The organism is Bosea vaviloviae, from assembly GCF_001741865.1.
GTDB lineage: Bacteria > Pseudomonadota > Alphaproteobacteria > Rhizobiales > Beijerinckiaceae > Allobosea > Allobosea vaviloviae.
Map to the genome: position 1 here is coordinate 3,165,959 of NZ_CP017147.1, position 16,500 is coordinate 3,182,458.

General features: G+C 65.5%; 17 protein-coding genes. 6 read left to right on the forward strand and 11 right to left on the reverse strand.

Annotation, left to right across the window (positions count from 1 at the left end; genetic code table 11):
* Nucleotides 1–17 precede the first annotated feature (17 nt).
* The 5 genes from BHK69_RS14585 to BHK69_RS33410 all read left to right on the forward strand — a co-directional run bounded on the left by BHK69_RS14585 (nt 18) and on the right by BHK69_RS33410 (nt 3,572).
* Nucleotides 18–1,316 carry an ABC transporter substrate-binding protein gene (locus BHK69_RS14585; RefSeq protein WP_069690732.1) on the forward strand — a complete coding sequence of 433 codons (1,299 nt, stop codon included), beginning with the start codon at nt 18–20 and terminating at the stop codon, nt 1,314–1,316.
* Between the two features lie 73 nt (nt 1,317–1,389).
* The gene (locus tag BHK69_RS14590) at nt 1,390–2,238 is read left to right on the forward strand and encodes a fumarylacetoacetate hydrolase family protein (RefSeq protein ID WP_069690733.1); all 849 of its coding nucleotides are present in this window, start codon (nt 1,390–1,392) and stop codon (nt 2,236–2,238) included.
* 109 nt (nt 2,239–2,347) lie between these two features.
* Nucleotides 2,348–3,127 (forward strand): fumarylacetoacetate hydrolase family protein, encoded by a 780-nt coding sequence (locus tag BHK69_RS33130; protein ID WP_148663421.1) that lies wholly within the window; start codon nt 2,348–2,350, stop codon nt 3,125–3,127.
* A 14-nt stretch (nt 3,128–3,141) separates the two neighbouring features.
* Nucleotides 3,142–3,426 (forward strand): aconitase family protein, encoded by a 285-nt coding sequence (locus tag BHK69_RS33560; protein WP_425285557.1) that lies wholly within the window; start codon nt 3,142–3,144, stop codon nt 3,424–3,426.
* A complete protein-coding gene (locus tag BHK69_RS33410) occupies nt 3,423–3,572 on the forward strand; it encodes an aconitase family protein (protein WP_280142029.1) in 150 nt (49 codons plus the stop codon). The genes BHK69_RS33560 and BHK69_RS33410 overlap by 4 nt, the downstream gene beginning before the upstream one ends.
* 199 nt (nt 3,573–3,771) lie before the next feature.
* On the opposite strand, the gene BHK69_RS14600 is transcribed toward BHK69_RS33410, so the two are convergent.
* The 3 genes from BHK69_RS14600 to BHK69_RS14610 all read right to left on the reverse strand — a co-directional run bounded on the left by BHK69_RS14600 (nt 3,772) and on the right by BHK69_RS14610 (nt 7,743).
* Entirely contained in the window at nt 3,772–5,463 is a 1,692-nt protein-coding gene (locus BHK69_RS14600; RefSeq protein ID WP_083269412.1) for a tannase/feruloyl esterase family alpha/beta hydrolase, read from the reverse strand.
* Between the two features lie 117 nt (nt 5,464–5,580).
* Entirely contained in the window at nt 5,581–6,528 is a 948-nt protein-coding gene (locus BHK69_RS14605; RefSeq protein ID WP_158516213.1) for a Bug family tripartite tricarboxylate transporter substrate binding protein, read from the reverse strand.
* 72 nt (nt 6,529–6,600) lie between these two features.
* Entirely contained in the window at nt 6,601–7,743 is a 1,143-nt protein-coding gene (locus BHK69_RS14610) for a mandelate racemase/muconate lactonizing enzyme family protein (RefSeq protein WP_069690736.1), read from the reverse strand.
* 96 nt (nt 7,744–7,839) lie between these two features.
* Here BHK69_RS14610 and BHK69_RS14615 point away from each other — a divergent pair, with 96 nt between their 5' ends.
* Nucleotides 7,840–8,775, forward strand: coding sequence for a LysR family transcriptional regulator (locus tag BHK69_RS14615; protein ID WP_083269416.1), 936 nt, complete (start codon nt 7,840–7,842; stop codon nt 8,773–8,775).
* 204 nt (nt 8,776–8,979) lie between these two features.
* Here the strand turns inward: BHK69_RS14615 and ehuA are convergent, their stop codons facing one another.
* The 8 genes from ehuA to eutB form a co-directional block, all read right to left on the reverse strand.
* A complete protein-coding gene (gene ehuA, locus BHK69_RS14620; protein ID WP_069690738.1) occupies nt 8,980–9,777 on the reverse strand; it encodes an ectoine/hydroxyectoine ABC transporter ATP-binding protein EhuA in 798 nt (265 codons plus the stop codon).
* Nucleotides 9,774–10,466, reverse strand: a complete 693-nt coding sequence (gene ehuD, locus BHK69_RS14625) for an ectoine/hydroxyectoine ABC transporter permease subunit EhuD (RefSeq protein ID WP_069690739.1) — start codon at nt 10,464–10,466, stop codon at nt 9,774–9,776. The genes ehuA and ehuD overlap by 4 nt, the downstream gene beginning before the upstream one ends.
* 10 nt (nt 10,467–10,476) lie before the next feature.
* Nucleotides 10,477–11,142, reverse strand: coding sequence for an ectoine/hydroxyectoine ABC transporter permease subunit EhuC (gene ehuC / locus BHK69_RS14630; protein WP_069690740.1), 666 nt, complete (start codon nt 11,140–11,142; stop codon nt 10,477–10,479).
* A gap of 83 nt (nt 11,143–11,225) precedes the next feature.
* Complete coding sequence (ehuB, locus tag BHK69_RS14635; protein WP_069690741.1) at nt 11,226–12,077, reverse strand: ectoine/hydroxyectoine ABC transporter substrate-binding protein EhuB; 852 nt, start codon at nt 12,075–12,077, stop codon at nt 11,226–11,228.
* A 105-nt stretch (nt 12,078–12,182) separates the two neighbouring features.
* A complete protein-coding gene (gene doeB, locus BHK69_RS14640) occupies nt 12,183–13,196 on the reverse strand; it encodes a N(2)-acetyl-L-2,4-diaminobutanoate deacetylase DoeB (protein ID WP_069690742.1) in 1,014 nt (337 codons plus the stop codon).
* 4 nt (nt 13,197–13,200) lie between these two features.
* Complete coding sequence (gene doeA, locus BHK69_RS14645; protein ID WP_069690743.1) at nt 13,201–14,379, reverse strand: ectoine hydrolase DoeA; 1,179 nt, start codon at nt 14,377–14,379, stop codon at nt 13,201–13,203.
* Nucleotides 14,376–15,389, reverse strand: a complete 1,014-nt coding sequence (eutC, locus tag BHK69_RS14650; RefSeq protein WP_069690744.1) for an ectoine utilization protein EutC — start codon at nt 15,387–15,389, stop codon at nt 14,376–14,378. Before eutC ends, doeA begins: the two co-directional genes overlap by 4 nt.
* Entirely contained in the window at nt 15,386–16,414 is a 1,029-nt protein-coding gene (gene eutB, locus BHK69_RS14655) for a hydroxyectoine utilization dehydratase EutB (RefSeq protein ID WP_069690745.1), read from the reverse strand. Before eutB ends, eutC begins: the two co-directional genes overlap by 4 nt.
* Between the last annotated feature and the right edge of the window lie 86 nt (nt 16,415–16,500).

Sequence of the window (16,500 nt, forward strand, 5' to 3'; positions counted from 1 at the left end):
AACAAGGAGAGGAAGTTATGTCGATCAAATCAAACTTCGGTTTCACCACAGCAACGCTGGCCTTGACGGTTTTCACCGGGTTCTTCGTATCGTCTATCGAGCTTGCTCGGGCCCAACAGACGGAAATCGTCTACTCGACGTTTCTCGACCCCAATAATACCAACGATCCGCGCGCAGCGGCGCAGTCCAAGATGGTCCAGGCGTTCGAGAGCAAGTATCCTGACATCAAGATCAAGTTGTTTGTCGATCCCACCGGGCAGTCGGTCGCTCGCTCGATCAAGTCGCGCAGCGAGACCCCCGACGTCGTGCGCATCGTAGGCTTCGGCATCGCCGAGTTCGCGGCGACCGGCAACCTCGTCCAGCTCGACGACCTGGTGAAGAGGGACAACCTCCCAAACGAGGATTGGCTGCTTCCGCTCTCTAGCGCGCAGGTCGACGGAAAACTGTTCAGCCTGCCGCAGGACTTCCGCATCCCGATCCTGTTCTATCGGAAGGGCGCACTGCAGGAGGCCGGCATAACCCCCCCCAAGACCTGGGACGAGGTCTGCGCGGCCGGTCCCAAATTCAAGCAGGCCAGCGTCATCTCGTTTGCCGTGCCGCTGGGCGCCACGGGCGGCCTCGGCGGCGCCCAGGGCCTCGGTGAGTTCTTCCTCAGCACGATGCTGCCGGGTGGAAACGGCCAGTATTTCGCGGCGGACGGTAAAATCGCCTTCACGAAGGACTCCTTCATCCGCGCCGCTCAGACCGTCAAGGACCTCTACACCAAGTGCAAGGTCACGCAGCTCCGCAGCGCACAGATGGGCATCAACGAGGTGCATGACGGCATCCGGTCGAGCACGATCGCGATGACGAATTTTGGACTGTACCGGTTCAAGACCATTCAGCAGCAAGGTGGCGGCGACGACCTGGGATGGGCACCTGCGCCAGCCTTCTCCGAGACGGACAAGGAGACGGTCTATAGCTACCATATCGCCATGAACAAGCAGTCCAAGAAGCAGGACGTGGCTTGGACCTTCATCAAGTTCATGGTCTCGCCCGAAGCACAGGCGCTCGCGGCCGAGGGCGGCGAGGTCGTTTCCAGGAAGTCCGCGTACGCCGCGCCCTATTTCAAGACCGAGGGCGCGAAGAACCAGGCGCAGTGGGCCGAGCTGATCTCAAAGCGTGGTCGGACGGTGCAGTACACGCCGATCCTGTCGACCTTCCACACCATCGTCGGTGAAGCGTTCCAAAAGATGGTGCTGCGGGACGAGACGCCCGACAACGCCTATGCCGAAGTCGTGAAGCGCTACGACGAAGCTCTCACCAAGTCGCGCTGAGCTTGCGGGTCGAGCGACGATGGCGGAACGGCGCGTCCTCCGTTCCGCCCTCCCCAACGAATGGAACACCATTATGAAACTACTACGGTATGGACCGGCCGGAGCGGAAAGGCCTGCTCTGCTGGAACAGGACGGCACGGTCCGCGATCTCAGCGAAATCATCGCCGATGTCGACGCGACGAGCGTGACGCCCGAGGTTCTGAGCCGGATCGCTGATCGCGATCCCAAGACCTTGCCGGTCGTGGCCCAGCCGGGCCGGATCGGCCCCTGCATCGACGGCGTTGGCAAGTTCATCTGCATCGGCCTCAACTACATCGACCATGCCCGGGAGACCGGCAACGAGGCGCCGATCGAGCCTGTTGTCTTTATGAAGGCGACCAGCGCCATCGTCGGGCCAGACGACGACATCGTCCAGCCCCGCGGCTCGACCAAGCTGGATTGGGAGGTCGAACTCGGGGTCGTCATCGGCACGAAGGCGAAATACGTCGCCGAAGACCGGGCCCTGGCGCATGTCGCGGGCTACTTCCTCGCCAACGACGTGTCCGAGCGGGCGTTCCAGACCGAGGGGACGGGCCAGTGGACGAAGGGCAAGAGCTGCGACACCTTCGGGCCGATCGGTCCCTGGCTCGTCACCGCCGACGAGATCTCGGACCCGCAGAACCTCCGGCTCTGGCTCGAGGTCGACGGGGTCAGGCGCCAGGACGGAACGACTGCGAACATGATCTTTAGCGTGGCGCGGATCGTGAGCTATCTCAGCGGGCTGATGACGCTGCATCCCGGCGACGTGATCATAACCGGCACACCGGCCGGCGTCGGACAGGGCATGAAGCCGCCGGTCTATTTGCGTCCGGGCCAGATCGTCACGCTCGGCATCGAGGGGCTGGGCGAGCAGCACCAGACCGTGGTCGCCGACGCCACCTGACACGGCGGGCGGCCGGCGGTTTCGAGACGGCCGCAGCGTCGCTCCTGAGACCATCGACCGTCTGCCGAGCTTGAACCGGGCCCGTTCGCGGCCCTTCGACGACGAGGCCATGATGACCCCCGAGCCAACGCTCGCCGACGATACCGAAGCGCTTGCCGCCGCGCTGGTCTGCGCCCATGCTACCGGGACACGCGTCGCCTGCGCAGGGCTCCCCGTACCGGCTGACGCGAGCCGGGCCATGGCCGTCCAGGCCCTCGTGCAGGGTCGATTGGGCTTGGCCGTGGGTGGCTGGAAAGTGGCACTGGGGCCGGAGCAGGTGCCGATTGCCGCTCCGCTGCTCGATCTCCATACCGCATCGTCCAAGATCGATCTGTTCCCCGGATGCGTGATCGAGGTCGAGTTGGCCGTGCGGCTCGGCAGGAACCTGCCGCCACGCAAGACCGGCGCCTATGAGCGCTCCGACATCCTCGCCGCGATCGAGAGCGTGGTTTTGGGCATCGAAGTGATCGGTGGACGGTTCGACGACGCGGCGAACGTACCCTTCCTGTCATTCCTGGCGGATCATCTCGGCAATCGGGGCTATGTCGTCGGTGAGGCCCTGCCGGTCTCAACCCTCGATATGCTGGCCGATATGACCTGCGCGGCATCGCTTAACGGCGACTCCATCCATTGCGCGCCGGCCATTCATCCCGCCGGCGATCCGCTCTTGCCCCTGCTGGCCTATGCGAACCGGCAAAGCGACGGTGTCGGCGGCTTGCAGGCGGGCCAGATCGTTACCACCGGCAGCCTGTGCGGCGTCCTGCCGATCCGCGCCGCCGGACGGCTCAAGGCGCGGCTGGACCAGATCGCCACGGTATCCGTTGACTTCGTCGCTCGCTCGCCAGCCTAAACCGGTTTGGCCCTTTGCGGGCTCTGAGAACGTCCGCTCTCAGGCGAGGCTCATGCACGGCCGGCAAGCGCGACGATTTCGACCAGGACCACGAAGTCTGGGCGGCCGAGCGCGGGCTCAAGGTGCCCGGCAACGCAACGTTCTACCTCCAGTTCGGCACGCTTGCGGTCCGCCGATATTGCGAGGAGCGCGGCTATCTCGCGGCCTTCCGGCAAGTGGGAGCGGAGCTTCTGAACCCAGCATGCGGGCGTGCGCTCAATGCGGGCTCGGCGCGTCGTCAGGCTGCGACGAGATCATGATCAGTGCGATCAATCGCAATTTTCCGGGCCGATCCGGCCGGGGGAAGGTCTGGCTGGCAAGCCCCGCGACCGTGGCTGCGAGCGCGATCGCCGGCGAGATCATGTCTTTCGCCGAGCTCAAGGAACTGCATTGCCAGGCCGTATGAATGTACCTCTCGCTGACGGTGACGCTGCGTTGAGGCTCTGATGTTGGTTCGCCGGTTCCAAGGCGGAAGCTCGTCGAGACACTTCTGCGGATGCGGATGATCCCAACGAGAACGTCGGCGAGCACTTCGTGCATGGTCGCAGGTGGGCCGAAGCGCTGCTCCGACCGCACCTTCTGCGCAGCGGGTTGCGCGCCCCGCTCTACCTCTCGCAAGTGAAGCTCGTCGCTCGGTCGGGGTCGCCGCCTTGATATCGGGGGTAGCTGGGGTATTCGCAGAGTGGGCGGGTCCGGCCCGGCTTGAAATGCGTATCGGTCATGACCGGGGTTGTCGGCGGAACGCCACCGGCGGCCCACGCATCCAGTGCGCCGAGAGTGTCCCAACTCGGATTGAAGGAGATTCCAAAGCCGCTATGGGCAGTGCCGGGCAACTCGTAGAATCGCAAGAACTGGGAGACCGCCTGATTGCCCATGGTGGCGACGAGGCGCTCGTAATAGTCGACTGACGCCTGAGGCGGCACGATTTGATCGGCGAGACCATGCATCAGGAGGATCTTGCCACCGCGGTTTTGGAAGCTGGAGAGATTTGTGCCGCTCATGTCGAGCAATCCGGCGAGCATGCTCAAGCGCTCCTGCCATTCGCCTGGTTTCTCCGGGTCGATGTTCTGCCAGCTTCCCTGCGGGTTTCTCGTGACGAAAAAGCGCGCGTACTGGTCGGCGAAAGCATGAAGGAACGGCATGCCGGGAGCAGCGGGGTAGGCCGGGGCAACCTTGCCGAGCCCCTGCGCCAGAACGCCTTTGGCAAGGTCGTCCGTCTCCTGCGACCCCAGGTCCACGCCCCAGACGTAGAACCCCGGATAGCCCTTTTCCCCACTCGCGAGCGGTGCGTCGAGTTTTAAGGGAGAGCCCATGACTTTGAGGGCACCAATCTGGACGTCCGACAGGCAACTGTCGCGGTCGACGGCACCCTCCAGACAGCGCAACGGTCTGCCGTTGACGGTGGCCTTGTCGGGGTCGAAGGTCTGCTGGCATGCGCGGGCATTGGAGATCACTCCATCGCGGATGCCATCCAGCTCGTCGCAAGTCTCCAACGCAGCGTCCAGGACGACCTTGCGCTGGGACATCGACAGATAGGCGCCGGGCGCGGCGAAGGCGCGCGCGATGCGACCGAACTGGAGATGGGCCGTGCCAATGTTCGTCGCGGGCCAGAACACCATGGCGCCGTCGAGGTCGTCAGGATATCTCTGGATGAGGCCCAGCGCCTCCTTGCCTCCGTTGGAACTGCCATGGAAGTAGAGCTTCTCGTGCGGCCGCCCGTAACGGAGCTTGATCAGGTGCGCGGCGACATCTCGCGTCTTCTTGAGGGCGTCGAAAGCGTAATTCCTCAGGGCCTCCTCATTGAGGGCAAAATCGCCACGGTTCGCGCCCTCGTGGCCGGAATCTCCGCCGAAGGTGACAAAGCCACGCGCGAGCGGGATCGGGACGTCCGGCGGCTGCAAGCGCAGGGTTCCGCTGGTGCTGAGGATCACGCCGTTGTAGCCGCCCCCGCCATACATCAGCGCCTTGCCGTTCCAACGCTCTGGAAAATTGACCTCGACTTTGATCGGCGGTGCCTTCGGATCGACGGAGGCAATCTCGACCAGTACGCGGCAGAATGCGCCGACCGCCTTGGCGCCTGTGCCGGAAGCCGGCTGCGCTGCCACCGACGTGACCTTGGCACCGCTCGTTGCCTGCGGCGTGACACTCGCCGGGATGGAAAGCCCGGCGAATTCGTCACAGGCTATTGGCTTCGTGTCGGCTGCAGGAGTTGGCGGGACCTGAGCGATCGAGGGCGATCCCGCTATCGACGCCACGAAGACGGCAGCGTGAGGCAGCAGTCTATGATATCGCGACATGGCATCCCTTTTCCCCGCTAGCGGTGTGTGGCCGGAGGTCAAGCCGACCGATGGTATCAGTCGCTCACGTCACTCCATTTCAGCCGGATCGCGTACCGCACGATCCGGGCTGCTGGCTCACTCGATCGATATCCCGTTCTCTTTCACCACCGCGGCCCATTTGGTGATCTCCCGCCCGATGAACTGCGCGTAATCCTCCGGACTCCCGCCGCCGGCCACATAGCCGCCTGCCGCAAAGCGCTGCTTGATTTTGTCCTCCTTGAGGACCTCGTTGGCGAGCCTGTTCAACGTGTCCACGATCGAGCGCGGTGTCCTGGCGGGCGCCGACAACCCGAACCAGCCCTGCGCTTCAAACCCCGGGAAACCACTCTCGGCAACGGTCGGCACATCGGGGTAGAGGGGGCTGCGGCTGGAACTCGTCACGGCAAGCGCACGGATTTTTCCGCCCTGGATATGAGGAAGCGGAATATCGGCGTTGACGATGCCTACCGAAACATGCCCCCCGAGTACGTCGGTGACGAGCGGAGCTGCTCCGCGATAAGGGACATGCCGCGCCTTGATTTTCGCGGCGCCCTCGAGCATCGCCAGAGACAGATGCCCCGATGACCCGGCCCCGGGGCTTGCGAAGGCGAGATCGCCACCGGGTCGGCGGGCTCCGGCGATGAGTTCCTCCAGCGTTCGTATCGGCGAGTTTGCCGGGACGATGATGACGTTTGGTGTCAAGGCCAACAGGCAGATGTGTTCGAAATCCTTGGTCGAATCGTAGGGCATCCGGGCATAGAGCGAGTGGTTCATGGCGTTCTGGCCATTGCCGGACACAAGGATAGTGTAGCCGTCGGGCTCTGCCTTCGCGACCGCCGCGGCGGCGATGTTGCCGTTCGCGCCAGGCCGGTTCTCGACCACGAAGCCTTGGCGCAGGCGCTCGGCAAAGCGTTCGGCGAATAGTCGCGCCACGACGTCGGTGCTGCCGCCCGCCGGGAACGGCACGACAAAAGTCGATGCGCGCTCTGGCCACTCCGCAGCGTTTGCCCCTCCTGTCGCGGCGACGGCGACAAGGGAAAGCATGAAGGTCCGCCTCCTCATGAGCATTCGCTCCTCCCATTTCTCTTTTTTTGATGGAGCTGCCACCGCTGTCGGTCAGCGGCAGATCCATGTTTCGCTTCGCCAGGGCTCCAAACGTGACGCATCGAGGTCGAGCCCCGTTCCAGGAAGATCGGGAATTTCAAGCGTCCCGGTCGCCGTGGGCCTGACCGCGCCCTGGAGTGAGAGAAGCGGATTGTCGGAGATATCGACCTCCACATAGGGGTAAGGCGCCGGACCTCCACCGCGCCGCGCTGGAAGCAGGCTGGAGACCTGCAGCGCCGCCTGGTGATTGACGATCGTGCCGAAAACATGGGGCATGATCGGGAGGTCGAAGGCCGCCGCCAACGCTGCGATCCGCAGGAAGCCGGTATAGCCACCACAGACCGTGAGATCGGGCTGGAGAATGGACATCGAGCCCGCCACGAGGACATCCCGGAATGCCCCGGCGCTGGCGAGTGCTTCCCCCCCGGCCACGGCCGTCGAAACCGCCTTGGCGACCTCGGCATATCCCGCGATGTCTTCCGGCCCCACCGGCTCCTCGATCCAGAGCAGATCGGAAGCTTCCATCTGGCGAGCCGAGGCGATGGCAGCGCGAGCCGTGTAGGCCTGGTTGATGTCGACCATGAGCCCGATCTCCGGGCCAACCAGCTTGCGCATCTGCGCCAGCATCGCACCGTCGGCTCGCGGAGAGACACCCGCGCGCGGCTTCAACGCGCGATAGCCTTCCTTCAGAGCGCGTTCGACCGCCTCGGCGTAGTGTCCGTAGGGGTCGTTCCCTTCCGTGATGAACGGGCCGCTGCCATAGGCGAACACCTCGCTGCGAAGCCCGCCACCCAACAAGGCGGCGACGCTGACGCCGCGTTCTTGCGCAGCGAGGTCGCACAGCGCCATATCGAGCGCGGAGATCGCCATCATGGCAGGTCCGCGGCGATCATAGCCCAGGTTGGCGACCATATTCTCCCAAAGCGCGCAGTAGCGCGCCGGCGCTTCCCCGATGACGACCTGCGCATAACGTGAGCGAATGAGAGCGGCCGCCGCGTCCGGAGACGAGAACACCTCGCCCCAACCGCTTTTGCCGGTATCCGTGACGACTTCCAGCAGAAGGAAATCACGGCGGCGGATCATGGTCCGGGCGTTGCCGATCGCCGGCGCTGGAACGAAGCCGACATGATGGCCGCGGATCTCGGTGACTCTCATCGGGTTCCCACTCGCGCGAACGATCGGGAGCGATCTTGACGCTGAAGGGTTCATGCATACCAATACAAAGATCGCCTGACTTAATGTCCGTGGATTATGACATTCGACTCCCGTGAACTCTCAGTGCTTCGTGCCGTGATCGAGAAGGGCAGCGTCACAGCGGCAGCCGTGGCGCTGAACGTGTCGCAGCCGGCCGTGAGCCGTACGCTGCAACAGATCGAGGAGCGCATCGGCATCGTCCTGTTCAGGCGCGAAAAGCAACGACTGTATCCGACGCGGGAGACGGAACTGCTCTACGCAGATGTCGTGCAGGCCGTCTCTGCCATCGAGACCGTTGCGCGGCGTGCCCGCGATCTCAGGGAGGGCCGGACAGGCGCGCTGAGGATTGCCACGATTGCCGCGTTCGCGAACTCGATCCTGCCTTATGCCATTTCGCGGCTCCGAAGCAGAAAGCCCGGCGTCGAGTTCGTCGTCGAGATCCTGACGGCACGTGACGTCGCCCAACGTGTGGCCAGCTTCAAGAGCGAACTCGGACTGCTCATCGACGCGGCGGCGGTTTCGGGAATCCTCCTGGAGGATCTGTGCACTTCGCGCTTTGGCTGCGTCCTGCCGAGCGGCCACGCTTTGGCGCAAAAGCCGTACCTCACGATCGACGATCTGTCGCCGCAGCCCATCATCTGCCTCGACCGGATGTTGCCGCTCGGAGCGCTTGCGCACCGAATCTTCGAGCGAGCCGACCTCCAGCTGCGGCCCGCCGTCGAGGTCTCACAATCGAACATCGCATGCGTGCTCGTTGAGGCTGGCGCCGGCATCGCCCTGATCGACAAGCTTGGCGTCCTGGGCCGGTCGGGCGCCGATAAGCTGGCTTTCGTCCCGTTCTTCCCCACGGAGACGATTGTCGGACGGCTCGCGCTTCCCGTCGGAGCGGCCCAGAGCGCTTCATCGCTGGAATTCTGCGCAGCACTGCGAGAGGTCGTGGCCGAGCTGGCGGCGATAGACAGCGGCTTCTCGACGCCGGCGCTGCTGGCCTGAGCCCAAACCTTACGAGGTGGCTTTCGCACGATGGCGGGCGAATTGGGCCGTCGAGGCGGATACGCGTATAGTCAGGTTACGCCCGATCGCAGGTCAGGGAATCGTGTCGGTGCCTTCGAATCTCGGCTGTTCGGTGTCGGGCCGCAGATCGGCTACCTGTTTCCGGTGGGCAAGTTGCACCGCCGACAGATCTTCGGCGCCGGCTCATCCGAGCACCGAGGCCAGGAATTCGCGCGTGCGCGGCTGCTCGGGCGCGCTGAAGATGCGCTCGGGCTCGCCCTGTTCGCAGATCCGGCCCTTGTCGAAGAAGCAGACCCGGTCGGAGACCTCGCGGGCGAAGCGCATTTCGTGGGTGACGAGCAGCATGGTGAGGTCGTGCTCGCTGGCCAGCCCGCGGATGACCGAGAGCACCTCGCCGACGAGCTGCGGGTCGAGCGCCGAAGTCGGCTCGTCGAAGAGCAGCACGCGCGGGCGCATGGCCAGCGCGCGGGCAATGGCGACGCGCTGTTGCTGGCCACCGGAAAGTTGCGCCGGATAGTGGTCCTTCTTGTCGGCGAGGCCGACCATGGCGAGCAGGTCGACGGCCCGGCATTCGGCCTCACCGCGCGGCAGCCCGAGCACGCGCAGCGGCGCCTCCACGACATTGCGCAGCACGGTCATATGCGGGAACAGGTTGAAGCTCTGGAAGACCATGCCGACATGGCTGCGGATCTGGCGCAGATGCCCGTCAGACGCCTTGAACGGGGCATGGCCGCCCTCCTCGTGATAAGGCATTCCGGCGAGCGTCAGCCGCCCCTCCTGGAAGGGCTCCAGCGTCATCAGGATGCGCAGCACCGTCGACTTGCCCGAGCCCGACGGGCCGATCAACGTGACCTTCTCGCCGCGGGCGACGCTGAAGTTGAAATCGTCGAGGACGGTCAAGGCGCCGAAGCGCTTGGTCACGCCGGCGAACTCGATGATGGGCGGCTGTGGGTCGATGGCAACCTTGGCTGTCTCGGTCATCGCAGCGGGATCCCTGCTTTCGGCAGCGCTTTCTGCAGCCGGTGCAGGCCGGCCGAGCAGATCAGCGTGAGGAGGAGGAAGATCACGCCGACCAGCGTCAGCGGGACGAGGTATTCAAAGGTGCGCTCGCCGATCATGTTGGCGAGCCCCATCATCTCGAGCACGGTGACGACGGAGAGCACCGGCGTCTCCTTGAACATGGCGACGAGATAGTTGCCCATCGCCGGCAGGATGCGCGGCACGATCTGTGGCACGACGATGTCGCGATAGGTCTGCAGCCGGGAGAGATTCAGCGCGGTCGCCGCCTCCCACTGCCCGCGCGGTACGGCTTCGATGCCGCCGCGATAGACCTCCGAGGTATAGGCCGAATATTGCAGCCCGAGCGCGAGTGCCCCGGTGAGGAAGGCCGGCAGCGTGATGCCGTAATCCGGCAGGACGTAGTAGAGGAAGAAAAGCTGCACCAGCAGCGGCGTATCGCGCAGGAATTCGACGAAGACGGCCGTCGTCCAGGATACGGCCGCGAGCCGGCTGCGGCGCAGCAGCGCGAAGACGAGGCCGAGCACCAGCGCGATCGCAAAGCCGGCCGCGGCCGCCTGCAGCGTCACGGTCAGCCCGATCAGGATGATCGGCAGGATCGAAGACGCGTAGGTCAGCGGCGTCGTCGTATCCCATTCGAAGCCGTACATCATGCCATCAGCCTCACGAATGCGCTGCGCGCGGGAAGGCCGCGCCGCGCCGGACCCATCGCTCGATCAGCCGCATGACCAGCATCAGCACCAGCGACATCGCGAAATAGCCGACGAGCGTCAGGCTGTAGACGCCGGCGCTGTCGAGGGTGAGGTTGCGGATCGACTGCGCCCGGAAGGTCAAATCGGCGATCGAGATCAGCGAGACCAGCGACGAGAGCTTCAGCGTCTCGATGGCGAGATTGCCGAAGGCCGGCATCATCTCGACCAGCGCCTGCGGCAGGGAGATACGGAGAAGCGTCTGGGCGCGGCCGAAATTCAGCGCCCGCGCCGCCTCGTGCTGCTGAACGGAGACCGATTGCAGCGCCCCGCGCACGATTTCGGAGCCATAGGCGCCGACATGCAGGGAGAGCACGAGAATGCCGGTGGCAACCGGCTCGAAGCTGATGCCGACGAGCGGCAGGGCGTAGTAGAACCAGAACAGCTGGACGAGCAGCGAGGTGCCGCGGAAGAGCTCGGTATAACAGAGCGCAACCGTGGACAGCACACGCCCGCCCTCGACCCGGGCAATGCCGGCCACGAAGGCGGCGACAGCGCCGATCGCGATCGCCGACAGCGTGATCGCGGCGGTGACGAGCGCGCCGCGCGACAGCGCAGGCAGGTAGGACAGCCACTCCATCCGGCAAACTCCCGCGAGAGCGTCGAAACAGGCGTAGAGTTCCGCCCGCCACTCGGGCGGGCGGAACGATCTCGGCTAGCGCCTTACTTGCCGGCGCAGAGGTCCTCGACCTTGCGCTCCGCTGCCGCCTTGATGCTGGCCTCGGACAGCCCGTAATTGCCGAGGATCTTCTTGTACTCGTCGCTCTTGCGGAACTCGACGAGGGCGGCGTTGAAGGCGTCGCGCAGGTCCTTGTCCTCAGGTCGGAAGGCGAAGCCGCCGAAATTGCGGACCGGCTTGCCGTTGACCACCGGGTCGGTGAAGGGCGCGACCTGCTCGACATTGGCCTGGCCCTTGGCGAGCGAGGCGACGGTGAGCTCGGTCGCGGCATAGGCGTCGGCGCGGCTCTGCACGGTCGCCAGCGCGTCGGCATTGGCGGTGATGAAGATCACCTGGCTGTCTTTGACGCCGACGGCACGGAGGAAGTCGATATTGTTCGCGCCGGAGACGATCGCGACCTTCAGCGACGGGTCCTTGGCGATGTCGGCATAGGTTGTGAGCTTCTTCGGATTGCCCTTCTTCACCAGCAGACCCTCGCCATAGGAGGAGTTCGGCTCGCTGAAGGAAACCTGCTTGCAGCGCTCCGGCGAGATGTTCTGCTCGGCGGCGACGAAATCGAAGCGCTTGGCCTTGAGGCCGGGGATCAGCGTGCCGAACGGCGTGACCGACCAGTTGGCTTCGGCGACGCCGAGCTTCTTCAGCACCGCATTGGCGACGTCGGGCCCGATGCCTGCCGAGGTGCCGTCATCCTTCATGTAGGAATAGGGCACCTCATTGGCGGTCGCGACACGGATATAACCCTGGTCCTTGACGTCCTTGAGAGTGGTGGCGCCGGCGGCGGCAAGACCGATGGCGAGCGCGGTAGTGGAAAGTCCCGCAATCCTTAGAAACGGCATATGCATTCTCCTCTGGTTGATGTTTCTCCGCTTGCCGATTGCTTCGGCTTACCTGGCGTCTTTGCGCCGGCGGATTGGCTTGGACCGGTCGCCCGGCCGAACGGGTCAGGGCGCCTCCGTCAGCACGGCGAGGACGGAGAGGCAGTCGCCCGTCTTGATCAGCCCGGGGACGTGGCGCGCGGCGAGGACGCCGTCCATGGCCGCCCGGTACTCGGCCGGGGCGAGCCCGGTCTTTCCAACGGGGTAAACCCGGGCGACCACCTCGCCAGCTCGCACGGGCTCGCCGAGATCGCGCGCGAAGGCGATGAGCCCGTCTTCTTCGGCGAAGGCGAAGCAATCGCTGGAGGGCATGTCGAGCCAGCGGGTCGGCGCCGTCTCGGGCGCTCCGGCGAGGATGCCGGCATGCTTCAGGAGATTGGCGGCGCCGCGCCTGGCGATGCCGATGCTGCGGGCGCTCGCCGTTCCGGCGCCGCCAAGCTCGGTCGTGACGAAGACCTTGCCCAACGCCTCGACGGTGGTGTCGAGCATGCCGACGGCGTCGATCTCGAGCATCTTCATCGAATAGGGAGCGGAGAAGGCGGCGACCGCCGCAAAGCAGCGCGCCTCCTGCGTCTTGTCCGGCAAGTCATGCGCCGCGGCATAAGGCAGGAAGTCGAGCGTCTTCCCGCCGGAATGGAAGTCGAGCACGACATCGGCGAGGGGCACGAGATGGCGCGTGACGTAGTCGGCGATCTTCTCGGTGACGCTGCCATCCGGCCGGCCGGGAAAGCTGCGGTTGAGATTGCCCTTGTCGATCGGCGAGGTGCGCGTGCCGGCCCGGAAGGCCGGATAGTTCAGCGCCGGCACGATGATCACCCGGCCCGTAAGCGTCGCCGGGTCCAGCGTACGCGCCAGCTCGAACAGCGCGGCGGGCCCTTCATATTCGTCGCCATGGTTGGCGCCGGTCAAAAGCGCGGTCGGGCCAGCGCCATTCGCGACGACGCAGATCGGGATCATCACCGAGCCCCAGGCGCTGTCGTCGCGGCTATAGGGCAGGCGCAGATGGCCATGCTGGACGCCTTGCGCCGACAGATCGATCGTGGGGGTCACCGGCGATGGGCGGGGAGAGGCAGTCAGCATGCGCTCAACCCTTGACGAAGAGCTGGCGCGGCACGTTCGACAGGCATTCGACGCCGGTCTGCGTGATCGCGATGCTTTCGGTGATCTCGAGCCCCATGTCCTCGAGCCAGAGGCCGGTCATGAAATGGAAGGTCATGCCGGGCTTGAGCTCGGTCCGGTCGCCGGGCCGCAGGCTCATGGTGCGCTCACCCCAATCGGGCGGATACGACAGGCCGATCGGATAGCCGGTACGGTTGTCCTTGCTGATCCCATAGGTCTTCAGCACCGCGAAGAAGGCGTTGGCGATGTCCTCGCAGGTGTTGCCCGGCTTTGCCGCGGCGAGCCCGGCTTCCATGCCTTCGAGCGTCGCCTTCTCGGCGTCGAGGAAGGCCTGCGTCGGCTTGCCGAGGAAGACGGTGCGCGAGAGCGGGCAGTGGTAGCGTTTATAGGCGCCGGCGATTTCGAAGAAGGTGCCTTCGCCTGATCGCATCGGCTTGTCGTCCCAGGTCAGGTGCGGCGCTGAGGCGTCGGCGCCCGAAGGCAGCAGCGGCACGATCGCTGGATAGTCGCCGCCGAATTCGGGCGTGCCGCGGATGCCGGCGTCGTAGATCTCGGCGACGAGATCGCATTTGCGCATGCCGGGCTCGACCACCTCGACGATGCGCTGGTGCATGAGCTCGACGATGCGGCCGGCCTTGCGCATGTAGTCGAGCTCGGTCTTGCTCTTGACCGCGCGCTGCCAGTTCACCAGCCCGCCGGCGTCCTTGAAACGGGCATTCGGCAGGTGCGTCCGCAGCGAAGCGAAGGCCGCCGCCGAGAAATAGTAATTGTCCATCTCGACCGCGATCGGGAGCGTGCCCCAGCCGCGCTCGGTGATGATCTGCGCCAGCAGGTCCATCGGATGGCGCTCGGTCGACTGAACATACTGGTCGGGATAGCCGATGATGTTGTCATGGCTGAGATAGGCGGTGCGCTTCGCGCCGTTCGCATCTTGCTTGCGGCCGTACCAGATCGGCTCGCCCGTGGGCGGCACGAGCACGCATTGGTGGACGTAGAAAGACCAGCCATCATAGCCGGTGAGCCAGTGCATATTGGACGGGTCGGTCACGATCATCAGCTCGACGCCGGCCCGCTCCATGGCGGTACGGGTCTTGGCGAGGCGCTCGGCATACTCCTCGCGCGTGAAATTCAGGGTCACGGTCACGCGGCGTCTCCCGCTTCGGCTTTGGTGTCGATGCTGTGTCCGGCGCCGGTACCGCGGGCGCGGGAGGCGGCGAGATTGGCGATCGCCGTATCCTGCACGCCGGTGCCGGTCAGGTCCGCCAGGGTGATCTCGTCAGCGCGTGTCCGGCCGGCGCGCTTGCCGGCGATGACCTCTCCGAGCTCCGCGAACGACTGGTCGGCGGTGGCAGCGCCGGTGCGGATCGCGGAGGCGAGCTCGCCGAGGCGGCGCGTCTGGCTGAGACGGTCGGCGACATAGGTGACGCGGGCAAAGACGGCCGGGTCGATCTCGTTCTTGTGCTCGCTGTCGGAGCCCATCGCGGTGATGTGCTGGCCGGGCTCGAGCCAGCCAGCCACCAGGATCGGCTGCTCTGCCGGCGTCGTGGTGACGATGACATCGGCGCCTCGCACCGCAGCCTGGGGATCGGGGAGGGCGGTGACGGGAATGCGGAGCTTGCGGGATAGCTCGCTTGCGGCTTCGTTCGCCTTGTGCTGATCGCGCGCCCAGATCCGCGCCTCGCGGATCGGCCGCACCAGTGCCAGCGCTTCGAGTTGGAGCCTAGCCTGCATTCCCGCGCCGAAGATGGTGGCGACCGCCGCATCCGGCCGGGCAAGGTGACGTGCCGCGACGGCGCCGGCCGCTGCCGTCCGCACATCGGTGAGATAGCCATTATCCAGCAGCAGCGCCTCGACGAGGCCAGTCCTGGCGCTGAACAGGATCATCAACCCGTTCAGGCTGGCCAGGCCGAGCTTGGGGTTGTCGAAAAAGCCGGGGCTGACCTTGATGGCGAAACCGTCGAGGCCCGGCACATAAGCCGTCTTCACATCGACCTCACCGCGATAGTCGGGGATGTCGAGCCGCAGAATCGGCGGCATGGCGACGGCCTTGGTCGCGAGCGCCAAAAACGCCTCCTCGACACAGGCGACCGCGCTCAGGTCGAGCCTGACGACACGGCGCAGCTCCGCCTCGGTGAGGACGAGCATGCGGCTCATGCGTTGGCTCCGGAGACGATGCGCCGGTGGACGGTGTCGTCGATATTGCGTCCCGAAACGATGATCGCCGTCGGCCCTTGCGGGTTGGCCTTTCCGGCGAGCAGCGCCGCGATACCAACCGCGCCGGCGCCTTCGACGATCTCGCCTTCCTCGCGCGCGGCATGACGGATGCCGGCGGCGATCTCTGCCTCGCTCAGCAGCACGACTCCATCGAGCAGGTCGCGGCATAGCGCGAAGGTGACCTGGTTGGCGACGCCGATACCGCCACCGAGCGAATCCGCCAGCGTTTCCTCTTCGACCACCGCGACGGGCCGGCCGGCCGCGATCGCCGCGGCCATGGCGGCGCCGCGCTCCATCGAGACACCGATGATCCTTGCGGACGGTCGCAGCGCCTTGACCGCGACCGCAATGCCGGCCGCAAGCCCGCCGCCCGAGAGCGGGACCAGCACGCAGGCGAGCGAGGGCAGATCCTCGATCAGCTCGAGGCCGATCGTACCCTGGCCGGCGACGACGTCGGGATCGTCAAAGGGCGGGATTGGCGTGAGCCCGTCCGCGACGACCAGCCGCTCGACCTCGGCCTGTGCATCGTCCTGCGAGCGGCCGACAATGCGGACCCGCGCGCCCAGCGAGCGGATCGCCTCGACCTTGTTGGCCGGCACCAGCGCCGACATGCAGATCGTGGCGCCAAGGCCGAGCTGCCGGGCGGTATAGGCGACGGCGCGGCCGTGATTGCCGGTGGACGCGGTCACAAGCCCGCGTCGACGCTGTGCTTCACCCAGCGCCAGCACAGCGTTCATCGCGCCGCGAAGCTTGAAGGCGCCGATCGGCTGACGCGTTTCGAGTTTGAGATGGACGGGCTGGCCGCACAGGCGGCTCAGCGAGGGCGAGCCGACCAGCGGCGTGCGCTCAACCTTGCCGGTTATGCGCGCTGCAGCCACTTCGATATCGGGCAAGCCGACTGACGTCGGCGCTGCGGCCGGTCGCTCTGCTTCGGCAGTGGCAAGATGCGGTTTGATCACCGTCATTCCCCTCTCGCTTGTCATGCTGCGAGGGGCAGAAATTCAAGTCAATTATTATATTGTCATGATCCAATCGCGACGCAAACGCGCCG